This is a genomic window from Candidatus Ornithobacterium hominis (genome assembly GCF_900538215.1).
In the GTDB taxonomy this organism is placed as follows: Bacteria; Bacteroidota; Bacteroidia; order Flavobacteriales; family Weeksellaceae; genus Ornithobacterium; species Ornithobacterium hominis.
On record NZ_UNSD01000008.1, the window covers coordinates 323012 to 340767 of the forward strand.

Genomic DNA, 17756 nt, shown 5'->3' on the forward strand with positions numbered 1-17756 from the left:
TTTCATTTAGAAAATTAAGTTTTTAAAATTTTTTAAGGCTTAAAAAATTATGTTAAATAAATATACTCTTCAATCTCGAGCCCATAGCCACCGATGGCTTTTTTTTGCCTAGGATTTTGGGTAATTAAAGCAATTTTTTTGATTCCTAAATCTTTGATGATTTGTGCACCAATTCCGTAGTCTTTTTGGTCAGTTTTCATCAAGGCTTGGCTATTAGTACCTTCTAAATAATCTTGATAATGCTTGAATTTTCCTAAAATTAAATCGGAATCTGCTACGTTATTGATAAAAATAATTGCTCCTTTTCCGTTTTGATTAATAATATCTGTAATTTTTTTCAGCAAAGGTTTTTCGCCAAGATGAAGCGCCGAGAATAAATCGAAGTAAGTGTTGGTGCTTTTCACACGGACGGGAACGACTTCATCAATGCTCCAATTAGCTTTAGTCATTGCAAAGTGAATTTGTTCGTTGGTAGTTTGCTGATAAGCAATAAGTTTATACTCGCCATAAATACTCTGAAAATTAACTTCATTGATTCGCTTGATGAGAGAGTCGTTTTGCAGGCGATATGAAATAAGGTCTTCAATGCTGATGATTTTTAAATCAAATTTCTTAGCAATTTCAATTAGCTGAGGAACTCTTGCCATGGTTCCGTCTTCGTTCATAATTTCTACGATTACACCACCAGGTTTTAGCCCACTTAGTATGGATAAATCGATAGCTGCTTCGGTGTGCCCAGGGCGTCGCAAAACTCCGCCGTTTTTTGCTCTGAGCGGGAAAATATGTCCTGGGCGACTTAGGTGGTGTGGTAGTGTGTCTTTATTCATCAGAGCTTGAACTGTCTTTGCTCGGTCTGAGGCTGAAATTCCCGTTGTAACGCCATGCCCCAATAAATCGACAGAAACGGTAAAAGCTGTTTCTTTAGGGTCGGTATTATTCCCCACCATAGGGTGTAGATTTAGCTGCTCGCAGCGTTCTTCTGTGAGAGGAGCGCAATGCAGACCACGCCCGTATTTTGCCATAAAATTGATTTTCTCTGCGGTGATGAGCTCTGCTGAAGTTACAAAATCACCTTCGTTTTCTCGGTTTTCATCATCAACTACAATGATGATTTTTCCTTGCTTGAAGTCGTTTAGAGCTTCTTCTATGGTGTTAAATTGAATTTTATTTTCAATATTATTGGTATCTTGTGTGTTCTTTTTTTCCAGCATTAATTTTTAGTTTTTTTGCTATTTTTTCAAAAGGTTGAAAATATGAGTTTAAATCAAATAAGTCTGAATCGGTCATAGCTTTATAAGTGAAAAATAAACCCAACGGCATGAAAATCATTAAAGGTAACCATGCGGCTACATAAGGGTCTAACTGAGCGTTTTTAGCTAAATTTTCGCTGTACATATAGATTAAATAAAAAGCGATGAAAATGATGATTGCTACAACAACAGGCATTCCTACGCCTCCTTTTCTAATGATAGCTCCTAGCGGTGCTCCGATTAAAAAAAATGCAACACACATCAACGAATTAGAAAAATTACGAACTAAAACGAGTACGTGACGAGAGAAGAATTTGGCACGGCTTTGGACTTCCTCATGTGTGGTTTGATAAAGGATTTTGTCTCGTTCTAAATCAGACTTGATGCCGTAGGCGAGGCGGTCTTTTTCTTCTTGGTTTAACTTTTCAACAGGGTATAGTTTGTAGTTTTGATTCAATGTCGTGGTATCCATCATATAAGATTGCTGCACGATGGTAGATAGATTTTCATTTAAACTCCTATCATAGAAATCTTGATTTTCAATTTCTAAAGTATCAATGCGATCCATAAGCTGAACTGTGTTCAGGAAATTATAATGGTCTGTTACATTTTCTTTTTCTATGGCTGATTCTACCAATTCAGAAATGTCAAAATGCTGAATTAAGGTATCAAATTGAATGCTCTGTAAGGGTTGTCTTTTTAGCTCAATATTGTTTAAACCTTGAATGTTGTCTTCATAAAAATAGCCATCAAACAAAGCTAGTTTTAGAAAGCGATTGTCTTCAGCAGGTTCAAAAATACCTTTTTTGGCAATGATGGTTTGTTGATTTTCATAAGGCGAACTCTCCTTGTGAATAAAAACACCTTCTATGAATTTTTCATTCTCACCATATCGGTCTGTGATTTTCATCGTAAATCCAGGGACACCTGTAATGAAAACTCCTGGCGCAAAGTTGACAGCGGGTTTAGTCTGAAGAATATTAAATAGCATATTCTTTGCCTTCCTTTCAGCAAAAGGGACTAAGCGGTCTGAGAAGAAATATAAACCAATCGAAAGCGAGAAAATGAAAGCAAAAAGTGGCAACATGATTCGCCCAAGAGAAATCCCAGTCGACTTCATGGCTGCTAATTCATAATTCTCTCCAAATCCACCAAAAGTCATGATGGCAGCGAGCAAAACGGTTAACGGCATCACTAGCTGAACTTTTGAAAGACCTAAATAAAATAAAAGCTTTAGAATATTCAACATTCCAAAACCCTTTCCTAGAAATCGATCCATTTCTTGCCATGCATATTGTACCATGAAAATGAAAAACAATACGCTGAAAATAAATAGAAACGGACCGAAATAAGTTTTTATCGTATACCAATCGAGCTTCTTAAGCATGCATCAAATTTCGGAAATGTAATAGTTTTTATAAAATTTTTTATCAAAATTTAATAATGTATAGGGAACTATGATGTTAGATAGTTGTTTTTCAACGCTTATGGTTATTTTGGTGTCATTTAAATCTACTTCTTGCAAATACACTAAATTATTATTTTTCTCATTTACCCCAATAATAATATACTTCACATTTCCTGATTTTGTAGGAGTTAATTTAATTTTTGTTACATCTTTATTTTGGAAATATTCTTTTCCTTCAACTGAGAGGGTGTAACCTTTTTTATAAATATCTAAAACGCGAGTGGGCGTAAACAATTCATCACTATTTTTTTCTGGATGAGTTACGGTCACTTCTTGTATTTCTTGGTTCACAGTGTAAAGTTTTTTCCCAGTATAAATTTGCTGAATATTCATTGCAGGAACACTCAAGTTGTATTTTTCTTTTTTTACGTAAACTTCACCACTATATTGATCTTTCGTATTGGTTTTAGAATTTTCTAGCTCGCTTTTAAATTTAATATAGTAGGAATTTTTAGCTTTATAATTAGCGCTTACTTTGTTCAAAATCGCTTCGGCATTTTGAGCAAAAGTAAAAGAGCTCAGTAAAGCCCATATGATTAAACTATATATTTTCATTTTAAAAAATTTTTATTGATTTTTCAATAACTGTTCCAAAGTATTTTCATCAGTTATCAATACTTCTCTAGCTTTACTCCCTTCAAAAGGCCCCACAATATTATTTGCCTCCAATTGGTCGATGATTCTCCCAGCACGATTATAGCCAATTTTTAATTTCCTTTGTAGCATTGAAGCAGAACCTTGTTGTGTTGCAACTACAATACGCGCTGCATCATCAAAAAGAGAATCTCTCTCATTGGGGTCGATGTCTAAAATAGAACCACCTTCTTCACCTTCGTACTCAGGCAGTAAAAAAGCATCGGGGTAGCCTTTTTGTGAGCCAATATAGTCAGCTAAACTTTCTACCTCTGGAGTATCTACAAAGGCACATTGTAGGCGAATCAAGTCGTTACCTTTGGTGTAGAGCATATCTCCTTTCCCGATGAGTTGATCGGCACCACCACTGTCAAGAATTGTTCTTGAATCCACTTTACTAGTTACGCGGTAGGCTACTCTTGCAGGGAAATTGGCTTTGATAATACCTGTGATTACGTTCACAGACGGGCGTTGGGTAGCGATAATCAAATGGATTCCCACCGCCCTAGCTAACTGAGCCAAACGAGCAATCGGGCCTTCTACCTCTTTACCTGCCGTCATGATTAAATCTGCAAATTCATCTACCACCAAAACGATATAAGGCATGAAACGATGTCCATTCTCGGGATTTAATTTCCGAGCCTTAAATTTTTCGTTGTACTCTTTGATGTTTCTTACAGAGGCATCTTTCAACAAATCATAGCGGTCATCCATCTCAATACACAAAGAATTTAAAGTGCTAATAACTTTTTGATTATCAGTAATTATAGCATCTTCTACCCCAGGTAATTTAGCTAAGAAATGTCTTTCAATTTTATTATAAAGAGCTAATTCAACTTTTTTGGGGTCAACCATTACAAACTTTAATTCAGCTGGATGTTTTTTGTACAACAATGAAGTGATAATGGCATTAATCCCCACAGATTTCCCCTGCCCAGTGGCGCCCGCCATCAGTAGATGCGGCATTTTTGCCAAATCAGCCACAAAGGTTTCATTTGAAATATTTTTGCCAAAAGCAATGGGCAATTCCATCTCTGAACTTTGAAATTTCTTAGAAGCAATCACCGAACGCATACTCACCATCGTAGGGTTATTGTTTGGCACCTCTATCCCGATGGTTCCACGCCCCGGTATTGGGGCAATGATTCGTATGCCCAAAGCACTCAGACTTAAAGCGATATCATCTTCTAGATTTTTAATTTTAGAAATTCTTACACCAGCCTCGGGTACAATTTCATAGAGTGTAACGGTAGGGCCAACGGTTGCTTTGATGCTATCGATATTGATTTTATAATTTTTGAGTGTTTCGACAATTTTATTTTTATTGACCTCTAATTCACTTTGGTCGATATTTAAATTCCTACCTTTATTATAATCGTAAAGCAAATCAATTTTTGGGAACTGATATTTAGAAAGCTCTAGCCGAGGATCAAACTCACCAAATTGCTGCACCAATTTTTGACTTAGATTTTCTATCTCCACCTCATCTTCCTCTATCGTTTCTACCGTCATCGCAACATCATCTTCATCATCAGGTTCTATAATGATTTCATTGATTTGCGGAGTCCCAACGCCGAGCTCATCCAAATTTGCCGAAGCGTCAGGTTCCACAGGATGCGCAGTAGACATCTTAAGCTTCAAATCATTGTTATCCTCCTCATTTTCTTTTAGGTAAGGGGAAATAGAAGCATCGTCCTCCTCAGTATTAATATTTTTTCTTTTGTTTAAGCTTAGAATTTTTTGCACAGAGCTCTCTTTTGCAGCGTCAGAATTTTCTTCTAAATTTTCTAAGCCTTGAGAAAATTCTTGATTTGAATTATTTTCTAAGCCTTCAGAAATTTTCTCATGATTGTTTTCCTCAATTTCATTCTCAAAAATAGGTTTTTTCACTTTTTTAAGCGTTTCGGGGGTGATTTTCCATTCAAATACGACAAATAATACAAGCGTGAAAAGCAACACCAAAACAATGCCGAGAAGGTCAATCAAATTCATCAAATAAGATTTGATTTCAAAACCCATGCGCCCTCCCCAGATGGGAGAATCGGGCAAAATGAAACTTAAGAAAACTGGTACCCAAATGGAGAAAAACAAAAAATTGAGCGTGATTTTTAAAAATTTAACCTTCTTTAGATTAAAAATGAAAATTGTGCCTAGAAGTAATAGCCAAAAAGCCCAAAATACCGCAGTGATACCGAGACTTTGATGAATGAAAGTTTCGCCCAACCAGGCACCCAGTTTTCCGAAAATGTTTTGAACTTCTATATTAGGGTCATCCCATGCACCGAGTTGACTTTGGTCTTCTTCCCAATTAAAAAGGTAGGAACTAAAGGAAAGCAAAAAAACAAAGCCTAAAAATAAACTCAAGACACCAGCCACCATTTGCACTACGCCATATTTTTGGTGCAAAGACTTCTTTTTTTCTGTATTTTTCTTCATGGATACTTTTGCGTGTTATGCAAAAATAGAAATTTGAAAATCTAGATGAAAATTATCTAGCTATATTGGTTAAAATCTTTCACATCCGCCAGGAATTTTGATTGATTTTCTCGGCTAATTTAGTCATGTCGCCGACCTCAGCTCCTTGAAAAATGAGAAAAGCTAAATCATGATTAAAGTATAAAAGTTTCCAAACTTTCAGCTTCTAAATAATGATGAAATTGAAAATGAATTTCTTAAAAACAACTTATAAATTACTTATTTACTCTTAAAAACTAGTTAAACCAAAGGTTTGGCACAAAATTAGAGTTCAATTCATTGCATAGGAATAAAATGCATAGGAATAAAAGTTGTGAGAATTTTTGTGGTTATTTTTAGTGTTTTCTTATTATTTAGTTGTCAACCAACTGGTTACAGCGAAAGTAATACGATGAGTTCATTTGCTAATGAATTTGAAGAAGATGATACTATAAATATGGTTCAATTTAAGGCGAGGGTTGATAAAAATAAAACAGAAATTTTTGATTTTAATGTTCAGCAATCAGGAGAATTTTTCATAGATTTTAATCAGCCGATAGAGGGGATTGTGCTCGTGATCGTGAATGATAAAACCAAAAAAGTCATCGAAAAAATAAAAAGTAATCAAATTATCAACCTAAAGAAAGGGAGGTATAATCTGATTACTATTTCTAAAAAACCTGAACCTAAAAACAGGGAAATTGTCTTTGCTATTAGCAGATATTGATCAATAAGAAATTGAAATTTAAAGCCTTTTTAAATTCTAAAGGAGCTTATTTTTAATTGCTTCGCATTTACTCTCTACCCGTTATATATCAAGCTTTATAATAACTCAAGTGATGTTTGTCTTTAATCTTCAATAGACTTTCATACATCAGTAGAATACAGTTTTTCACATCTTGGTGATGCACCATTTCTACCGTCGTATGCATGTAGCGAAGCGGCAGGCTGATGAGTGCTGAAGGTACGCCCCCATTACTAAAGGCAAAAGCATCGGTATCCGTACCCGTAAAGCGGCTTAGAGCGGAACGTTGAAAATCTATTTTTTTATCAATAGCGGTTTGTTCTACCAAATCACGAATGGTGTGATGCACTGCTGGAGCATAGGCTATCACGGGGCCATTGCCACATTTTAAATCGCCATCTTTTTTCTTATTCATGCAAGGCGTTGTGGTATCATGAGTTACATCCGTTACTATAGCGATGTTTGGTTTTATAGTTTCGGCAATCATCTTAGCGCCATTGAGCCCGACCTCTTCTTGTACAGAATTGGTAATATAGAGACCAAAATCTAATTTATTTTTATTTTCTTTAAGTAGACGCGCCACTTCAGCGATCATAAAGCCGCCCATGCGGTTGTCTAGCGCTCGCCCACAGAAGTATTTACCGTTCATGATTTTAAATTCATCAGGATAGGTAATGATGCACCCCACGTGAATCCCCATTTCTTCCACTTCTTTTGGATTTTCAGCACCTACATCTACCCAAAGATCTTCGACTTTGGGAGCCGCATCTTTTTCTTTATCTCGTGTATGAATTGCTGGCCAGCCAAAAACCCCCTCTACCAGTCCCTTTTTGGTTGAAATTTGCACCCGTTTAGATGGGGCAATCATTTGGTCTGAGCCACCATTTCTTACGACGTGCAACAATCCATTTTCGGTAATGTAGTTAACATACCAAGAAATTTCATCAGAATGCGCTTCGATGATCACCCGAAAATCCGCCTCAGGATTGATGATACCGTAAGCTGTACCGTAATTATCGGTTCTGATTTCATCTACAAAGCTTCTGATGTAATTCATCCAAACCAGTTGACCCTCAATTTCATAACCAGTAGGAGAGGAGGTGTTAATGTATTTTTCTAAAAAATTTAGATTAGATTTGGTAAAGAATTTGTCTTTAATCATGTAATATTACTTTTGTGTAAAGTTATAAAATTTAAAACCTATTAATGAAACTAAAAATTTTAAAATATTTTTTAAGCCTTAAATTTTTTTTAGCAGCAAAAGTATTTCTTTTTGCGCAAGAAGATGATTTTGATTTCCAAAAGCAAGTTCGTGATTCAGAAATTGAGACACGCGACTGGAATTTAAATCAAACCATTCAGCTTGATGAGCTCAACGCCTACACCGTCACCTTTGAGAAAGAAATTGAAAAAAAATACTACATTTGGCTAGAGCAACGGGTAGATGATGTTTACCCGTTTTTAGAAAAAGCGGTGAGGGAATATTATTTTGTACGAGATTCGGCAGAATTGATTCAAAATAGAAGAGCGAAGAAAAAATTCATCAAAGAACGCTATAATCAATTGGCTGAACGCTACGAAGAACAGTTGAAAAAACTTTCGACCTCTCGTGGGCAGATTTTAGCTCGGTTAATGCATCGTGAAACGGGAAAAACAACCTATGATATCATCAAAGAGCTGCGTGGTGGGATTAGCGCTTTTCTTTGGAATACGGCTGGGGGTGCTTTTGATATTGACTTGAAAAGGAAATTTGAACCAGAGAAAAATCGTGAGGATTTATACATTGCAGTAATTATACAAAAAGGTTTGGCTAGTGGTAAATATCGCCCCATCGAGAAGGAATTTAGGCTTGATAAAAGAGTAAACCCCATTATGAAAGCACTGGGCAGAGAGGAGTAGTTTTGAGAATTTTTCTGAGAGTCGAAAGTAGCGATTAGGTATAAAATTAGGTGTAAAATAAAGAGATAATAAATTTTAGGCTTAAGAAATTTTTATTATTAAAAATAATTTATGGATTTCAATAAAACTTTCAGTAAATTTAATTCGTTATTTACCAATTAGATTCATTAAATTCACAAAATCTTAATTGAGCAACTTTTTCGTACAAAAAATTTCTCAAGCCTTAAAAAAAAATCATAAAGAATTCAACCAAGTTAAGGTATCAATGCCATCAGCATAATCATCTAACCTTGGTTTTTGAGCTTGGCCAAACGGAATTTGATTTGTTGCATTCCCCACCACACATTGCAGTTGCTCATTGTGTTGGGCAATAAAGTTCCTAACTTCATCCATATCTTTATAGCGTTTGTAGAATAAAACTGCCAGTGGACTTTTTAGCTCATCGCTTTCTTTTAGCAGCAAAAAACCATTTTCTATGATTTCATATTGATTCATCAAATACACCGCCTTGTTATAATCATAATTATTGGCATATTTGTGATGATTGATGATTTCTTTCCACGAGAAAAAAGCTTTAAAAATTCGATTTAAATCAAAGCTTTCAGGAATAAAAATCTGAGTCACATTTCTGCAACCTAACCCAAAATAGCGAAAAACATCATCAGCAAAGTTTACCAAATCTACATCAGTTTCTTTGCCCGAAAAAACGGCGACAGACGTGCGATTTCTACGGATAATGTGTGGAATATTTTTAAAGTAAGATTCAAAATACCGTGCCGTATTGTTGCTTCCCGTAGCGATGACGGCATCAACTTCTTGAATTTTAGGTGAAAATTCATAGAAATTCTTTAAGCCTTTAAAAATTTTAGACAATTCGTCCAAAAAATAAGGAATCAAGACATTATCTTTAGAAGAAAGTTTGATTGATGCAAAATTCCCCGACAAGATAACGCTCAAGATGTCATGAAATCCTACCATTGGGATATTCCCAGCGCAAATAATTCCGATTTTTTTAGGCTGAGTGTTTTTCGGGAGCTTTTTTAACCATTTTTTTAAATTTTCTTCCGTTAAAGTTTTACTCCAATAATCAAAGCTATACATTTGATTATCAATTGTAAACCAAGGATTTATTTGCTCAGCTAAGCACATATTATTTTTTAGATCTTTCAAAAAAAAGTCCTCTTGATTTTGTTTTAAATCAGTCCTGAATGATTCTAAATTTTGACCTAAAAAAGAAAAAATTTTGATTCGCTCTTCTAATTGCATGAAAATTGTATTTATTTTGCACAAATTTAAAATAAATAGCTATGGCAATCAAAATAACAGACGAATGCATCAATTGCGGTGCTTGCGAACCCGAATGCCCCAACAATGCAATTTACGAAGGCGCTATGGATTGGCGTTTTTCTGATGGTACAGATGCGCAAGGATTTTTTGTGGGATTAAACGGCCACTCTGCTGATGCAGATGCGCCACAAGCGCCCATCAGTGATGATTATTATTTCATCGTGCCAGATAAATGTACTGAATGCAAAGGTTTCCACGACGAGCCACAATGTGCCGCAGTGTGCCCCGTAGATTGCTGTGTACCAGATGAAGACCATGAGGAAAGTGAGGATAGATTGCTCGAGAAAAAAGCAATGCTTCATCATTAATTCAAAGATAATGAATATAAAAAGCTGTTTTAATCTATTTAAAACAGCTTTCCTTTTTTTTTAGATTAATGAAGAAACATAATTTTTGCTCAGGCCCTTGCATTTTACCTTCATCGGTTTATGATGAAGCTTCACGGGGCATTTTAAATTTTAATGATTCGGGCTTATCTATTTTAGAAATTTCACACCGCAGTGTAGCTTTTCAAGAAATTTTGCAAGGCGCTAGAAATTTATTGAAAGAACTTCTGCAAATACCCGATTCGCATTCGGTTTTATTTTTGCAAGGTGGAGCCAGTTTGCAGTTTAGCATGGCGGCGATGAATTTTTCTCGAGCTGAGTCAAAGACGGCTTATTTAGACACAGGACGTTGGGCAAAAAAAGCTTTTGAGGAAGCAGAAAAACTAAATTTAGCAGAAGTTATTGCCACTTCTGTAGATAAGAATTATACTTATTTGCCTGAATTTTTTAAGCCTTTAGGAAAATTTGATTATTTACATTTTACTTCAAATAATACAATTTATGGTACTCAGTATCAAGAGTTTCCGTCATGTGAAATTCCATTAATAGCCGATATGTCTTCAGATATTCTCACGCGAGAGATTGATTTTTCTAGATTCAACCTTATTTATGCTGGAGCGCAAAAAAACATTGGAGCAGCGGGTTCTGCCATTGCCATTGTGAATAAAGAGGCTCTAAATAAACATGGGCGGAATATACCTTCTTATTTAGATTACAATATGCATGTGGAGGAAGAAAATACCTTTAACACGCCTCCAGTTTTTGCTATTTATACCGCTTATCTAAATTTAAAATGGCTCAAAAATCAAGGTGGGGTTTTAGCAATGAAGCAAAAATCAAAAGAAAAAAGTCAATTGCTTTATAATGAAATTGATAGGAATTCTTGCTTTAGAGGTACTGCGGCTAAGGAAAATCGCTCTAAAGTGAATGTTACTTTTGTTTTAGAAAATGAAATCCATCAAGCTGAATTTGATGAAATTTGTCAAGCCAATGGTATAGAAAACATTAAAGGGCATCGCACCGTAGGCGGCTATAGAGCTAGTTTATACAACGCATTGCCTATAGAAAGCGTTCAGGCTTTGGTGAATGCGATGCAAGAATTAGAAAAAAAAATAAATCAATAAAATGAACATACTAGTCAATGACGGAATTTCAGAAGCGGGAGGTAGACTGCTTTTAGATTCTGGTTTTAAATTATTTACACAAAAAATTCCACAAAATCAATTGGCGGAATTTATGAATAAAAATCATATCGAAATTTTGCTGGTGCGTAGTGCCACGCAAGTTCCGATGGAGCTCATAGATGCTGTTCCATCGCTCAAATTGATTGGCCGAGGTGGGGTTGGTTTAGATAATATAGATGTAGATTTTGCCGAGCAAATGGGGATTCATGTGATTCATACGCCTAATTCTTCAGCAATTTCTGTAGCAGAACTGGTCATAGCACATATGCTTACACTTTCTCGGAATTTGCACGATTCCAATCGAAATATGCCACTGGAAGGCGACGCTGAATTCTCTCAACTCAAGCGATTATACGCCAATGGCTTTGAATTGAGAAATAAAACCATCGGTATTATAGGTATGGGAGTGATTGGTAAAGAAGTGTCAAAATTAGCTTACGGTATGGGGATGAAAATCATAGGAGTTGATAGCGATGAGGAAAAAGCAGACGAAACATTAGAAATTCAATTCGCTGATCAACAAAAAATTAAAATTAAGATTCCGATCTTTAGTCTAGACGAAGTTTTACAAAAAGCCGATGTGCTCAGTATTCACACGCCCAAAGCAGATAAATACATCATTGATGAATTCGCCCTCACAAAAATGAAGCAAAACGCCATTCTCATCAACACATCACGTGGTGGAACAGTGGATGAAAAAGCAGTAATAGAAGCCATCGAAGAAGGGAAATTACGTGGAGCAGCGTTTGACGTTTTTGAGAACGAACCTCAGCCAGAAATTAGTTTGTTGATGCACCCCAAGCTCTCGCTCTCGCCTCATATTGGCGGCTCTACCATTGATGCTCAGCAGCGCATCGGGGCAGATTTAGCACAGCAAATCATTGATATTTTTGGCTAGTAAAATTAGAAAAATGAAAAATTTAAAATGCTGGTTTGAATCTTACACATTGATTTTTAGAAAGCCAGCAGGGACGTCACGAGGTGTTTTATTCACAAAAAAAACCTATTTTATATATTTACAGCAAGAAGAGCAAACTTTTGTAGGAGAAGCCAATCTGTTTGAGAATTTAAGTTTTGACGATGTCTTTGGCTACGAAAATTATTTGAGACAAGCTTGTCAACAGATAGAAAATCAATCTTTTGAATGGGAAGAATGGAGAAGATTCCCATCAATTCAATTTGCAGCAGAGCAAATTCTGATACAACAAAAAAATCAAAAAAACATTTTATTTAATTCTGAATTTGTAAAAGGAGAAAAAGGGATCCCAATCAATGGCCTGATTTGGATGAGTTCGCCAGAGGAAATGCAACGCCAAATTGAGGAGAAATTAAAACAGAGATTCCACTGCATCAAACTGAAAATCGGAGTCCATTGGGAGAAAGAAAAACAAATTCTCCAGTCGCTGCGCAATAAATTCTCAGCAGAAAAATTAGAATTGCGCGTAGATGCCAACGGAGCATTCAATTTAGAAGAAGCAAAGGAAGTTTTAAAATATTTAAAGGCTTTAGAAATTCATTCTATCGAGCAACCCATTAGGCAAGGATTCAAAACCGAAATGAAAAAGCTTTGTGCAATGGGTGAATGTGCTGTTGCTCTTGATGAAGAATTAATTGGAATAACGGGAAAAACCGAAAAGCAAAGTTTATTACAAGAAATTAAACCACAATTCATTATCCTAAAGCCAGCCTTAGTTGGTGGATTCCAAGGAAGCTTGGAATGGATTGATTTAGCTAAAAAAAATAATATTGGCTGGTGGATTACATCAGCATTAGAGAGTAACATCGGGCTGAATGCCATTGCCCAATTTACAGCAAGCCTCGATACGGCAATACCACAGGGCTTGGGTACGGGCGGCTTGTTTACCAATAATATTGAAAGTGATTTGGAAATTCGCGGCGAAAAATTGTATAAAAAATGTTAATCATAGATTTTTCTAAGCCTTTTAAAATTTATGAAAATCAGGCAACAAATGAGTTTGAACAATCAGTGTTAGATTTCATTGAATATTATCTTTGTCATGATAAAATTTTGGTGCAAACTTCGGGATCCACGGGGGAACCTAAAGATTTAGTTTTGAGTAAAAAAAATATGCAACTTTCAGCAAAAATAACAGGAAATTTTTTAAGCCTTAAAAAAAATAATTCTGCTTTGCTTTGTTTGCCGATGAGCTATATTGCAGGCAAAATGATGGTGGTTCGTGCTATTGAACTGAAATTAAAACTGTATTGTATTCCACCTAAAATTAAACTTCAAATACCTGATAATTATGATTTTGCAGCGATGACACCTGCACAATGCGAGGCTTCTTATTCTGAACTCGGGAAAATAAAAAAACTCATCATCGGCGGAGCGGCAGTAAAATTTGATTTGAGAAAAAAATTAGAAAAAATCTCGACAGATTGCTACGAAACATACGGAATGACGGAAACAATCACGCACATTGCTATGCGAAAAATAGGGCAGGATAGGAGCTTTAAAGTTTTACCTCAAATGGAAATTAAAACAGGTGAAAAAGGAAATTTGCATATCAAGACGCCTTATAGCGATAATTGGTTGGAAACAAATGATTTAGTTGAAATTACGAATGATGGGTTTGATTTTTTTGGGCGATTAGATGATGTGATCAATTCAGGAGGTGTGAAAATTAATCCTGAAAAAGTAGAAAATATTTTAAAACCTTACATCAGAGGAGAATTTGTGATTTCTTCTATATCAGATGAAGATTGGGGTGAGAAAATTGTTTTGGTTGTGGAGCAAAATCAAGAGGTTAATTTAATTAAATTCAGTGAATTAAATTTATCTAAATTCGAAGTTCCAAAAGAAGTTATTTTTTTAGAAAAGTTCCCACGAACACATTCTGGGAAAATTCAACGGAAAAAAATTAAAGAATTTTTAAAGCCTTAAAAAAAATCATTTTTCAAAAATCAGTAAATCTGCTAAATTTGTGAATTCAAATGAAATTATGGCATTATCTGAACAAGAACAAATCCGTAGAGATAAATTAAACGAAATTAAAGCCTTGGGTATCAACCCTTACCCAGCAGAGGCTTATGAGGTGAAAGATACGACTCAAAGTATTGAAGAAAACTTTGAAGAAGGAAAGAAAGTTAGCTTAGCTGGGCGATTGATGGCAAGGCGTATTCAAGGCAAAGCTTCTTTTGCTGAATTGCAAGATGCTGCAGGGCGAATTCAAATTTATTTTAACCGTGATGAAATTTGCCCAGGAGAGGATAAAAATAAATACAATGAACTTTATAAAAGACTACTGGATATTGGCGATTTCATAGGTATAGAAGGGCAACTCTTTACAACCCAAGTTGGCGAAAAAACGGTGATGGTAAAAGATTTTACACTACTGAGTAAGTCGCTGAAACCTCTGCCTTTGCCTAAGACTGATAGCGATGGGAATATACATGATGGCTTTACGGATGCTGAGATGCGTTACCGCCAGCGTTATGCGGATTTGGCTGTCAACCCGCACGTAAAAGAAATTTTCTATAAAAGGAGTAAGCTGTTTACAGCGATGCGTAATTTCTTTAATGACAGAGGTTATTTTGAGGTTGAAACACCGATTTTGCAACCGATTCCTGGCGGGGCTGCGGCGCGACCTTTTATCACGCAACATAATGCACTGAATATTCCTCTGTATATGAGAATTGCTAATGAGTTGTACCTCAAGCGTTTGATTGTAGGTGGGTTTGATGGTGTGTATGAATTTTCTAAAAACTTTAGAAATGAGGGAATGGACCGTACGCACAACCCAGAGTTTACAGCGATGGAAATTTATGTGGCGTACAAAGATTATCATTGGATGATGGAGTTTACAGAGCAATTGCTAGAGCACTGCGCACGAGAGGTTAACGGAACGACGAAAGCAATATTTAACGGGCAAGAAATTGATTTCAAAGCGCCTTATCCGCGCATCACTATGCGTGATGCAATTTTAGAACACACGGGATTTGATATTAAAGATAAAACAGAGGAGGAATTGCGAAAGGCTGCTAAAAATATGGATTTGGCAGTAGATGAAACAATGGGGAAAGGAAAGTTGATTGATGAAATTTTCGGTGAAAAATGTGAAAATCAATATGTTCAGCCTACTTTTATTATTGATTATCCTAAAGAAATGAGCCCGCTGACCAAGATGCACCGTAGTGAAGAAGGCGTCACAGAACGATTTGAATTAATGGTTTGTGGGAAAGAAATCGCTAATGCTTATTCTGAGTTGAATGACCCGATAGATCAACGCGAGCGATTTGAAGAGCAATTGAAATTGAGCGAAAAGGGTGATGACGAAGCTATGTTCATCGACCAAGATTTTTTACGAGCCTTGGAGTATGGCATGCCGCCGACGGCTGGTCTGGGCATCGGGATGGACCGTCTGATTATGTTTTTAACCGACCAACAATCCATACAAGAAGTTTTATTTTTCCCTCAAATGAAGCCTGAGAAGAAAAAAGTAGAATTGACGGAAGATGAAAAAGAACTATTGGCTTTATTGACGACTTCAGAAGCTTACGATTTAGAAGAAATTAAAGAAAAGAGTGGTTTATCTAACAAAAAATGGGATAAAATCACAAAATCATTGCGCAAAAAGGAACTCATCAACATCGAGAAAACAGATGAAGGATTAATCATTCAAAAAGCGTAAAATTTTTTAAGGCTTAATAAATTTTTGCTTTAAATACTAAAGAAGTTTTGACTTTTAAAATTTAAAGATAAATCACTCACACGGGCAAATCGTGTGGGTTTTTTATTTGAAGAGATTTAAATTGCTAAAAAAAATCAGAAGCGGGGAAAATTTTTTAAGGCTTTATAAAAATAAATCTTTCTACTGCTAAAATTCAACCTTGTGTATAGAAATATGATGTTGATGCTATGATGATAATATTTTATAGTTAAAGCACAAATTTACAAGTATTTGGTTAAAATCTTAATTGCATGCCAAAATATAAAGTTCTTTGTTGAAAGTAATTAAATGATTCTTGCGTATAATTTTTATTATAATAAACTGATGATTGATTTTTATTATCAAAAATATTATTAATTGATGCGAAAGCTATAATATAGGATTTTTTAAATGCTCTGTATAGACTTTGCTCTTCGCAACTAATTGTTCCGTCCGATTTCTTTTCAATGAAGTTTTTAATTTCATCAACATACTTTTTGCTTTCTTGAAGAGCCATAAAAATCCAAAGTGTCAATTGACCTTTTTTATATGTGTTTTCCCAAGAAAGCAATAATTCATTTAGTTTTTTATCATTTTTCATTATTATTTTATTTGTATTAAACAAGTTGAATAATACAAATGTAATAATATTTTTGATTTCGACAAATGAATTTTTAAATTTCAGAAAATTAAGGTTGTGGGTTTGGTCAAAATTGTAGCTAACGTGTTTGTATAAGAAAAGTTGCGTAGTTTCAGTACTAAAAATAGCAAATAAAAACCAAATAGAAAGTCCGCGAGGACTTTCGTAAATTGGCTTTTACTAGCAATTTTTTTATACGGTGTTGTACACTGGCTTTAGTTCAATATATATATTAATGAAAAAATTGAAATAAAAATCCACAAAGTTAGTGCGAACACAATGGGTTTCATTCCTGTAAATTTCAAATCTTTTATAGAAATGGTAGAACCTACAAGAAACAATGTTATTATTAATAATCGTTTAGCCATTAATACAATAAAATTAGTAGCTGGTTCAGGTAAAATATGGTAACTATTAATAATAATCGCAATAATAAATAAAACAATAAAGTAAGGAATTTTTATTTTTTCTCCTTTTGTTTTGAATAGAAACATTGAAAAAATTGATAAAGGGATAATCCACAAAGTTCTAGATAGTTTTACTGTTGTTGCTATTCTCAAGGCTTCGTCTCCATAACCTAGCGCAGCTCCGACTACCGAACTTGTATCGTGTATAGCAATAGCACACCATAAGCCAAATTGTTCTTGTGTTAAATTTAGAAAATGGCCGACTGCAGGAAAAACAAATAACGCAATAGAGTTTAATAGAAATACGATACCTAAAGCAATACTTATAGTTTTACTTTTAGCTTTAATTACTGGGGAAATTGCAGCAATTGCGCTTCCACCACAAATTGCTGTTCCAGATGCAATTAGATGACCTAGTTTTAAATCTAACTTCAAAAGTCTTGTTAACAACAAACCTAACGATATGGTTAAAAATATTGAATATATAGTTAAACTTAATCCCTCTTTACTTGTTTCCAAAGTTTCTTTGATAAACATCCCAAAGCCCAGCCCTACAACCGAAATTTTTAGAAAATAATGAATTGCTTTATGACTGTATGCTTTAAACGGATTATTAAAAATAAGTGTATATACAAAACCAAGTAACAATGCGGTTGGACTGTTTATAATACCTAAAAGGGCAACAATAATTATAAGGAAGTAAACTATTTTTGAAAAAATCTCTTTCATATCA

General features: G+C 35.0%; 16 protein-coding genes. 8 read left to right on the forward strand and 8 right to left on the reverse strand.

Translation table 11 applies throughout. The features are described from left to right. Positions 1-47: 47 nt before the first annotated feature. Genes ribB through D5J18_RS08285 form a run of 4 tightly spaced genes read right to left on the reverse strand, consistent with a single transcriptional unit; the run spans position 48 to position 5787 of the window. Complete coding sequence (gene ribB, locus D5J18_RS08270; protein WP_119058525.1) at positions 48-1211, reverse strand: 3,4-dihydroxy-2-butanone-4-phosphate synthase; 1164 nt, start codon at positions 1209-1211, stop codon at positions 48-50. Next, complete coding sequence (locus D5J18_RS08275) at positions 1177-2637, reverse strand: LptF/LptG family permease (RefSeq protein WP_119058526.1); 1461 nt, start codon at positions 2635-2637, stop codon at positions 1177-1179. Before D5J18_RS08275 ends, ribB begins: the two co-directional genes overlap by 35 nt. Before the next feature lie 3 nt (positions 2638-2640). Beyond that, positions 2641-3273: an outer membrane lipoprotein periplasmic chaperone LolA1 gene (gene lolA1, locus D5J18_RS08280; RefSeq protein WP_119058527.1), complete on the reverse strand. Its 633-nt coding sequence runs from the start codon at positions 3271-3273 to the stop codon at positions 2641-2643. A 12-nt stretch (positions 3274-3285) separates the two neighbouring features. Beyond that, a complete protein-coding gene (locus D5J18_RS08285; protein ID WP_165844994.1) occupies positions 3286-5787 on the reverse strand; it encodes an FtsK/SpoIIIE family DNA translocase in 2502 nt (833 codons plus the stop codon). A gap of 352 nt (positions 5788-6139) precedes the next feature. Here D5J18_RS08285 and D5J18_RS08290 point away from each other — a divergent pair, with 352 nt between their 5' ends. After that, positions 6140-6532, forward strand: a complete 393-nt coding sequence (locus D5J18_RS08290; protein ID WP_133298029.1) for a hypothetical protein — start codon at positions 6140-6142, stop codon at positions 6530-6532. Positions 6533-6620: 88 nt separating this feature from the next. On the opposite strand, the gene D5J18_RS08295 is transcribed toward D5J18_RS08290, so the two are convergent. Further along, the gene (locus D5J18_RS08295; protein WP_119058529.1) at positions 6621-7712 is read right to left on the reverse strand and encodes a M28 family peptidase; all 1092 of its coding nucleotides are present in this window, start codon (positions 7710-7712) and stop codon (positions 6621-6623) included. Positions 7713-7756: 44 nt separating this feature from the next. Here D5J18_RS08295 and D5J18_RS08300 point away from each other — a divergent pair, with 44 nt between their 5' ends. After that, entirely contained in the window at positions 7757-8449 is a 693-nt protein-coding gene (locus D5J18_RS08300; RefSeq protein WP_119058530.1) for a DUF4294 domain-containing protein, read from the forward strand. Positions 8450-8683: 234 nt separating this feature from the next. Here D5J18_RS08300 and D5J18_RS08305 read toward each other — a convergent pair whose 3' ends face one another. Then, positions 8684-9715 (reverse strand): acyl-CoA reductase, encoded by a 1032-nt coding sequence (locus D5J18_RS08305; protein WP_119058531.1) that lies wholly within the window; start codon positions 9713-9715, stop codon positions 8684-8686. Between the two features lie 41 nt (positions 9716-9756). On the opposite strand from D5J18_RS08305, the gene D5J18_RS08310 reads away from it, so the two are divergent. The 6 genes from D5J18_RS08310 to lysS all read left to right on the forward strand — a co-directional run bounded on the left by D5J18_RS08310 (position 9757) and on the right by lysS (position 15958). After that, positions 9757-10104 carry a 4Fe-4S dicluster domain-containing protein gene (locus D5J18_RS08310; protein WP_119058532.1) on the forward strand — a complete coding sequence of 116 codons (348 nt, stop codon included), beginning with the start codon at positions 9757-9759 and terminating at the stop codon, positions 10102-10104. Between the two features lie 68 nt (positions 10105-10172). Then, positions 10173-11246 (forward strand): 3-phosphoserine/phosphohydroxythreonine transaminase, encoded by a 1074-nt coding sequence (gene serC / locus D5J18_RS08315; protein WP_119058533.1) that lies wholly within the window; start codon positions 10173-10175, stop codon positions 11244-11246. A 1-nt stretch (position 11247) separates the two neighbouring features. Continuing rightward, positions 11248-12204, forward strand: coding sequence for an NAD(P)-dependent oxidoreductase (locus D5J18_RS08320; protein WP_119058534.1), 957 nt, complete (start codon positions 11248-11250; stop codon positions 12202-12204). Between the two features lie 13 nt (positions 12205-12217). Continuing rightward, positions 12218-13228 (forward strand): o-succinylbenzoate synthase, encoded by a 1011-nt coding sequence (locus D5J18_RS08325; RefSeq protein WP_119058535.1) that lies wholly within the window; start codon positions 12218-12220, stop codon positions 13226-13228. Then, positions 13222-14211 (forward strand): AMP-binding protein, encoded by a 990-nt coding sequence (locus D5J18_RS08330; protein WP_119058536.1) that lies wholly within the window; start codon positions 13222-13224, stop codon positions 14209-14211. Before D5J18_RS08325 ends, D5J18_RS08330 begins: the two co-directional genes overlap by 7 nt. A gap of 58 nt (positions 14212-14269) precedes the next feature. Beyond that, positions 14270-15958, forward strand: a complete 1689-nt coding sequence (lysS, locus tag D5J18_RS08335; RefSeq protein WP_119058537.1) for a lysine--tRNA ligase — start codon at positions 14270-14272, stop codon at positions 15956-15958. A 274-nt stretch (positions 15959-16232) separates the two neighbouring features. Here lysS and D5J18_RS08850 read toward each other — a convergent pair whose 3' ends face one another. Both D5J18_RS08850 and D5J18_RS08345 read right to left on the reverse strand, forming a co-directional pair. Then, entirely contained in the window at positions 16233-16577 is a 345-nt protein-coding gene (locus D5J18_RS08850) for a PadR family transcriptional regulator (protein WP_185124705.1), read from the reverse strand. A gap of 254 nt (positions 16578-16831) precedes the next feature. Next, entirely contained in the window at positions 16832-17752 is a 921-nt protein-coding gene (locus D5J18_RS08345) for a YeiH family protein (protein ID WP_119058538.1), read from the reverse strand. Between the last annotated feature and the right edge of the window lie 4 nt (positions 17753-17756).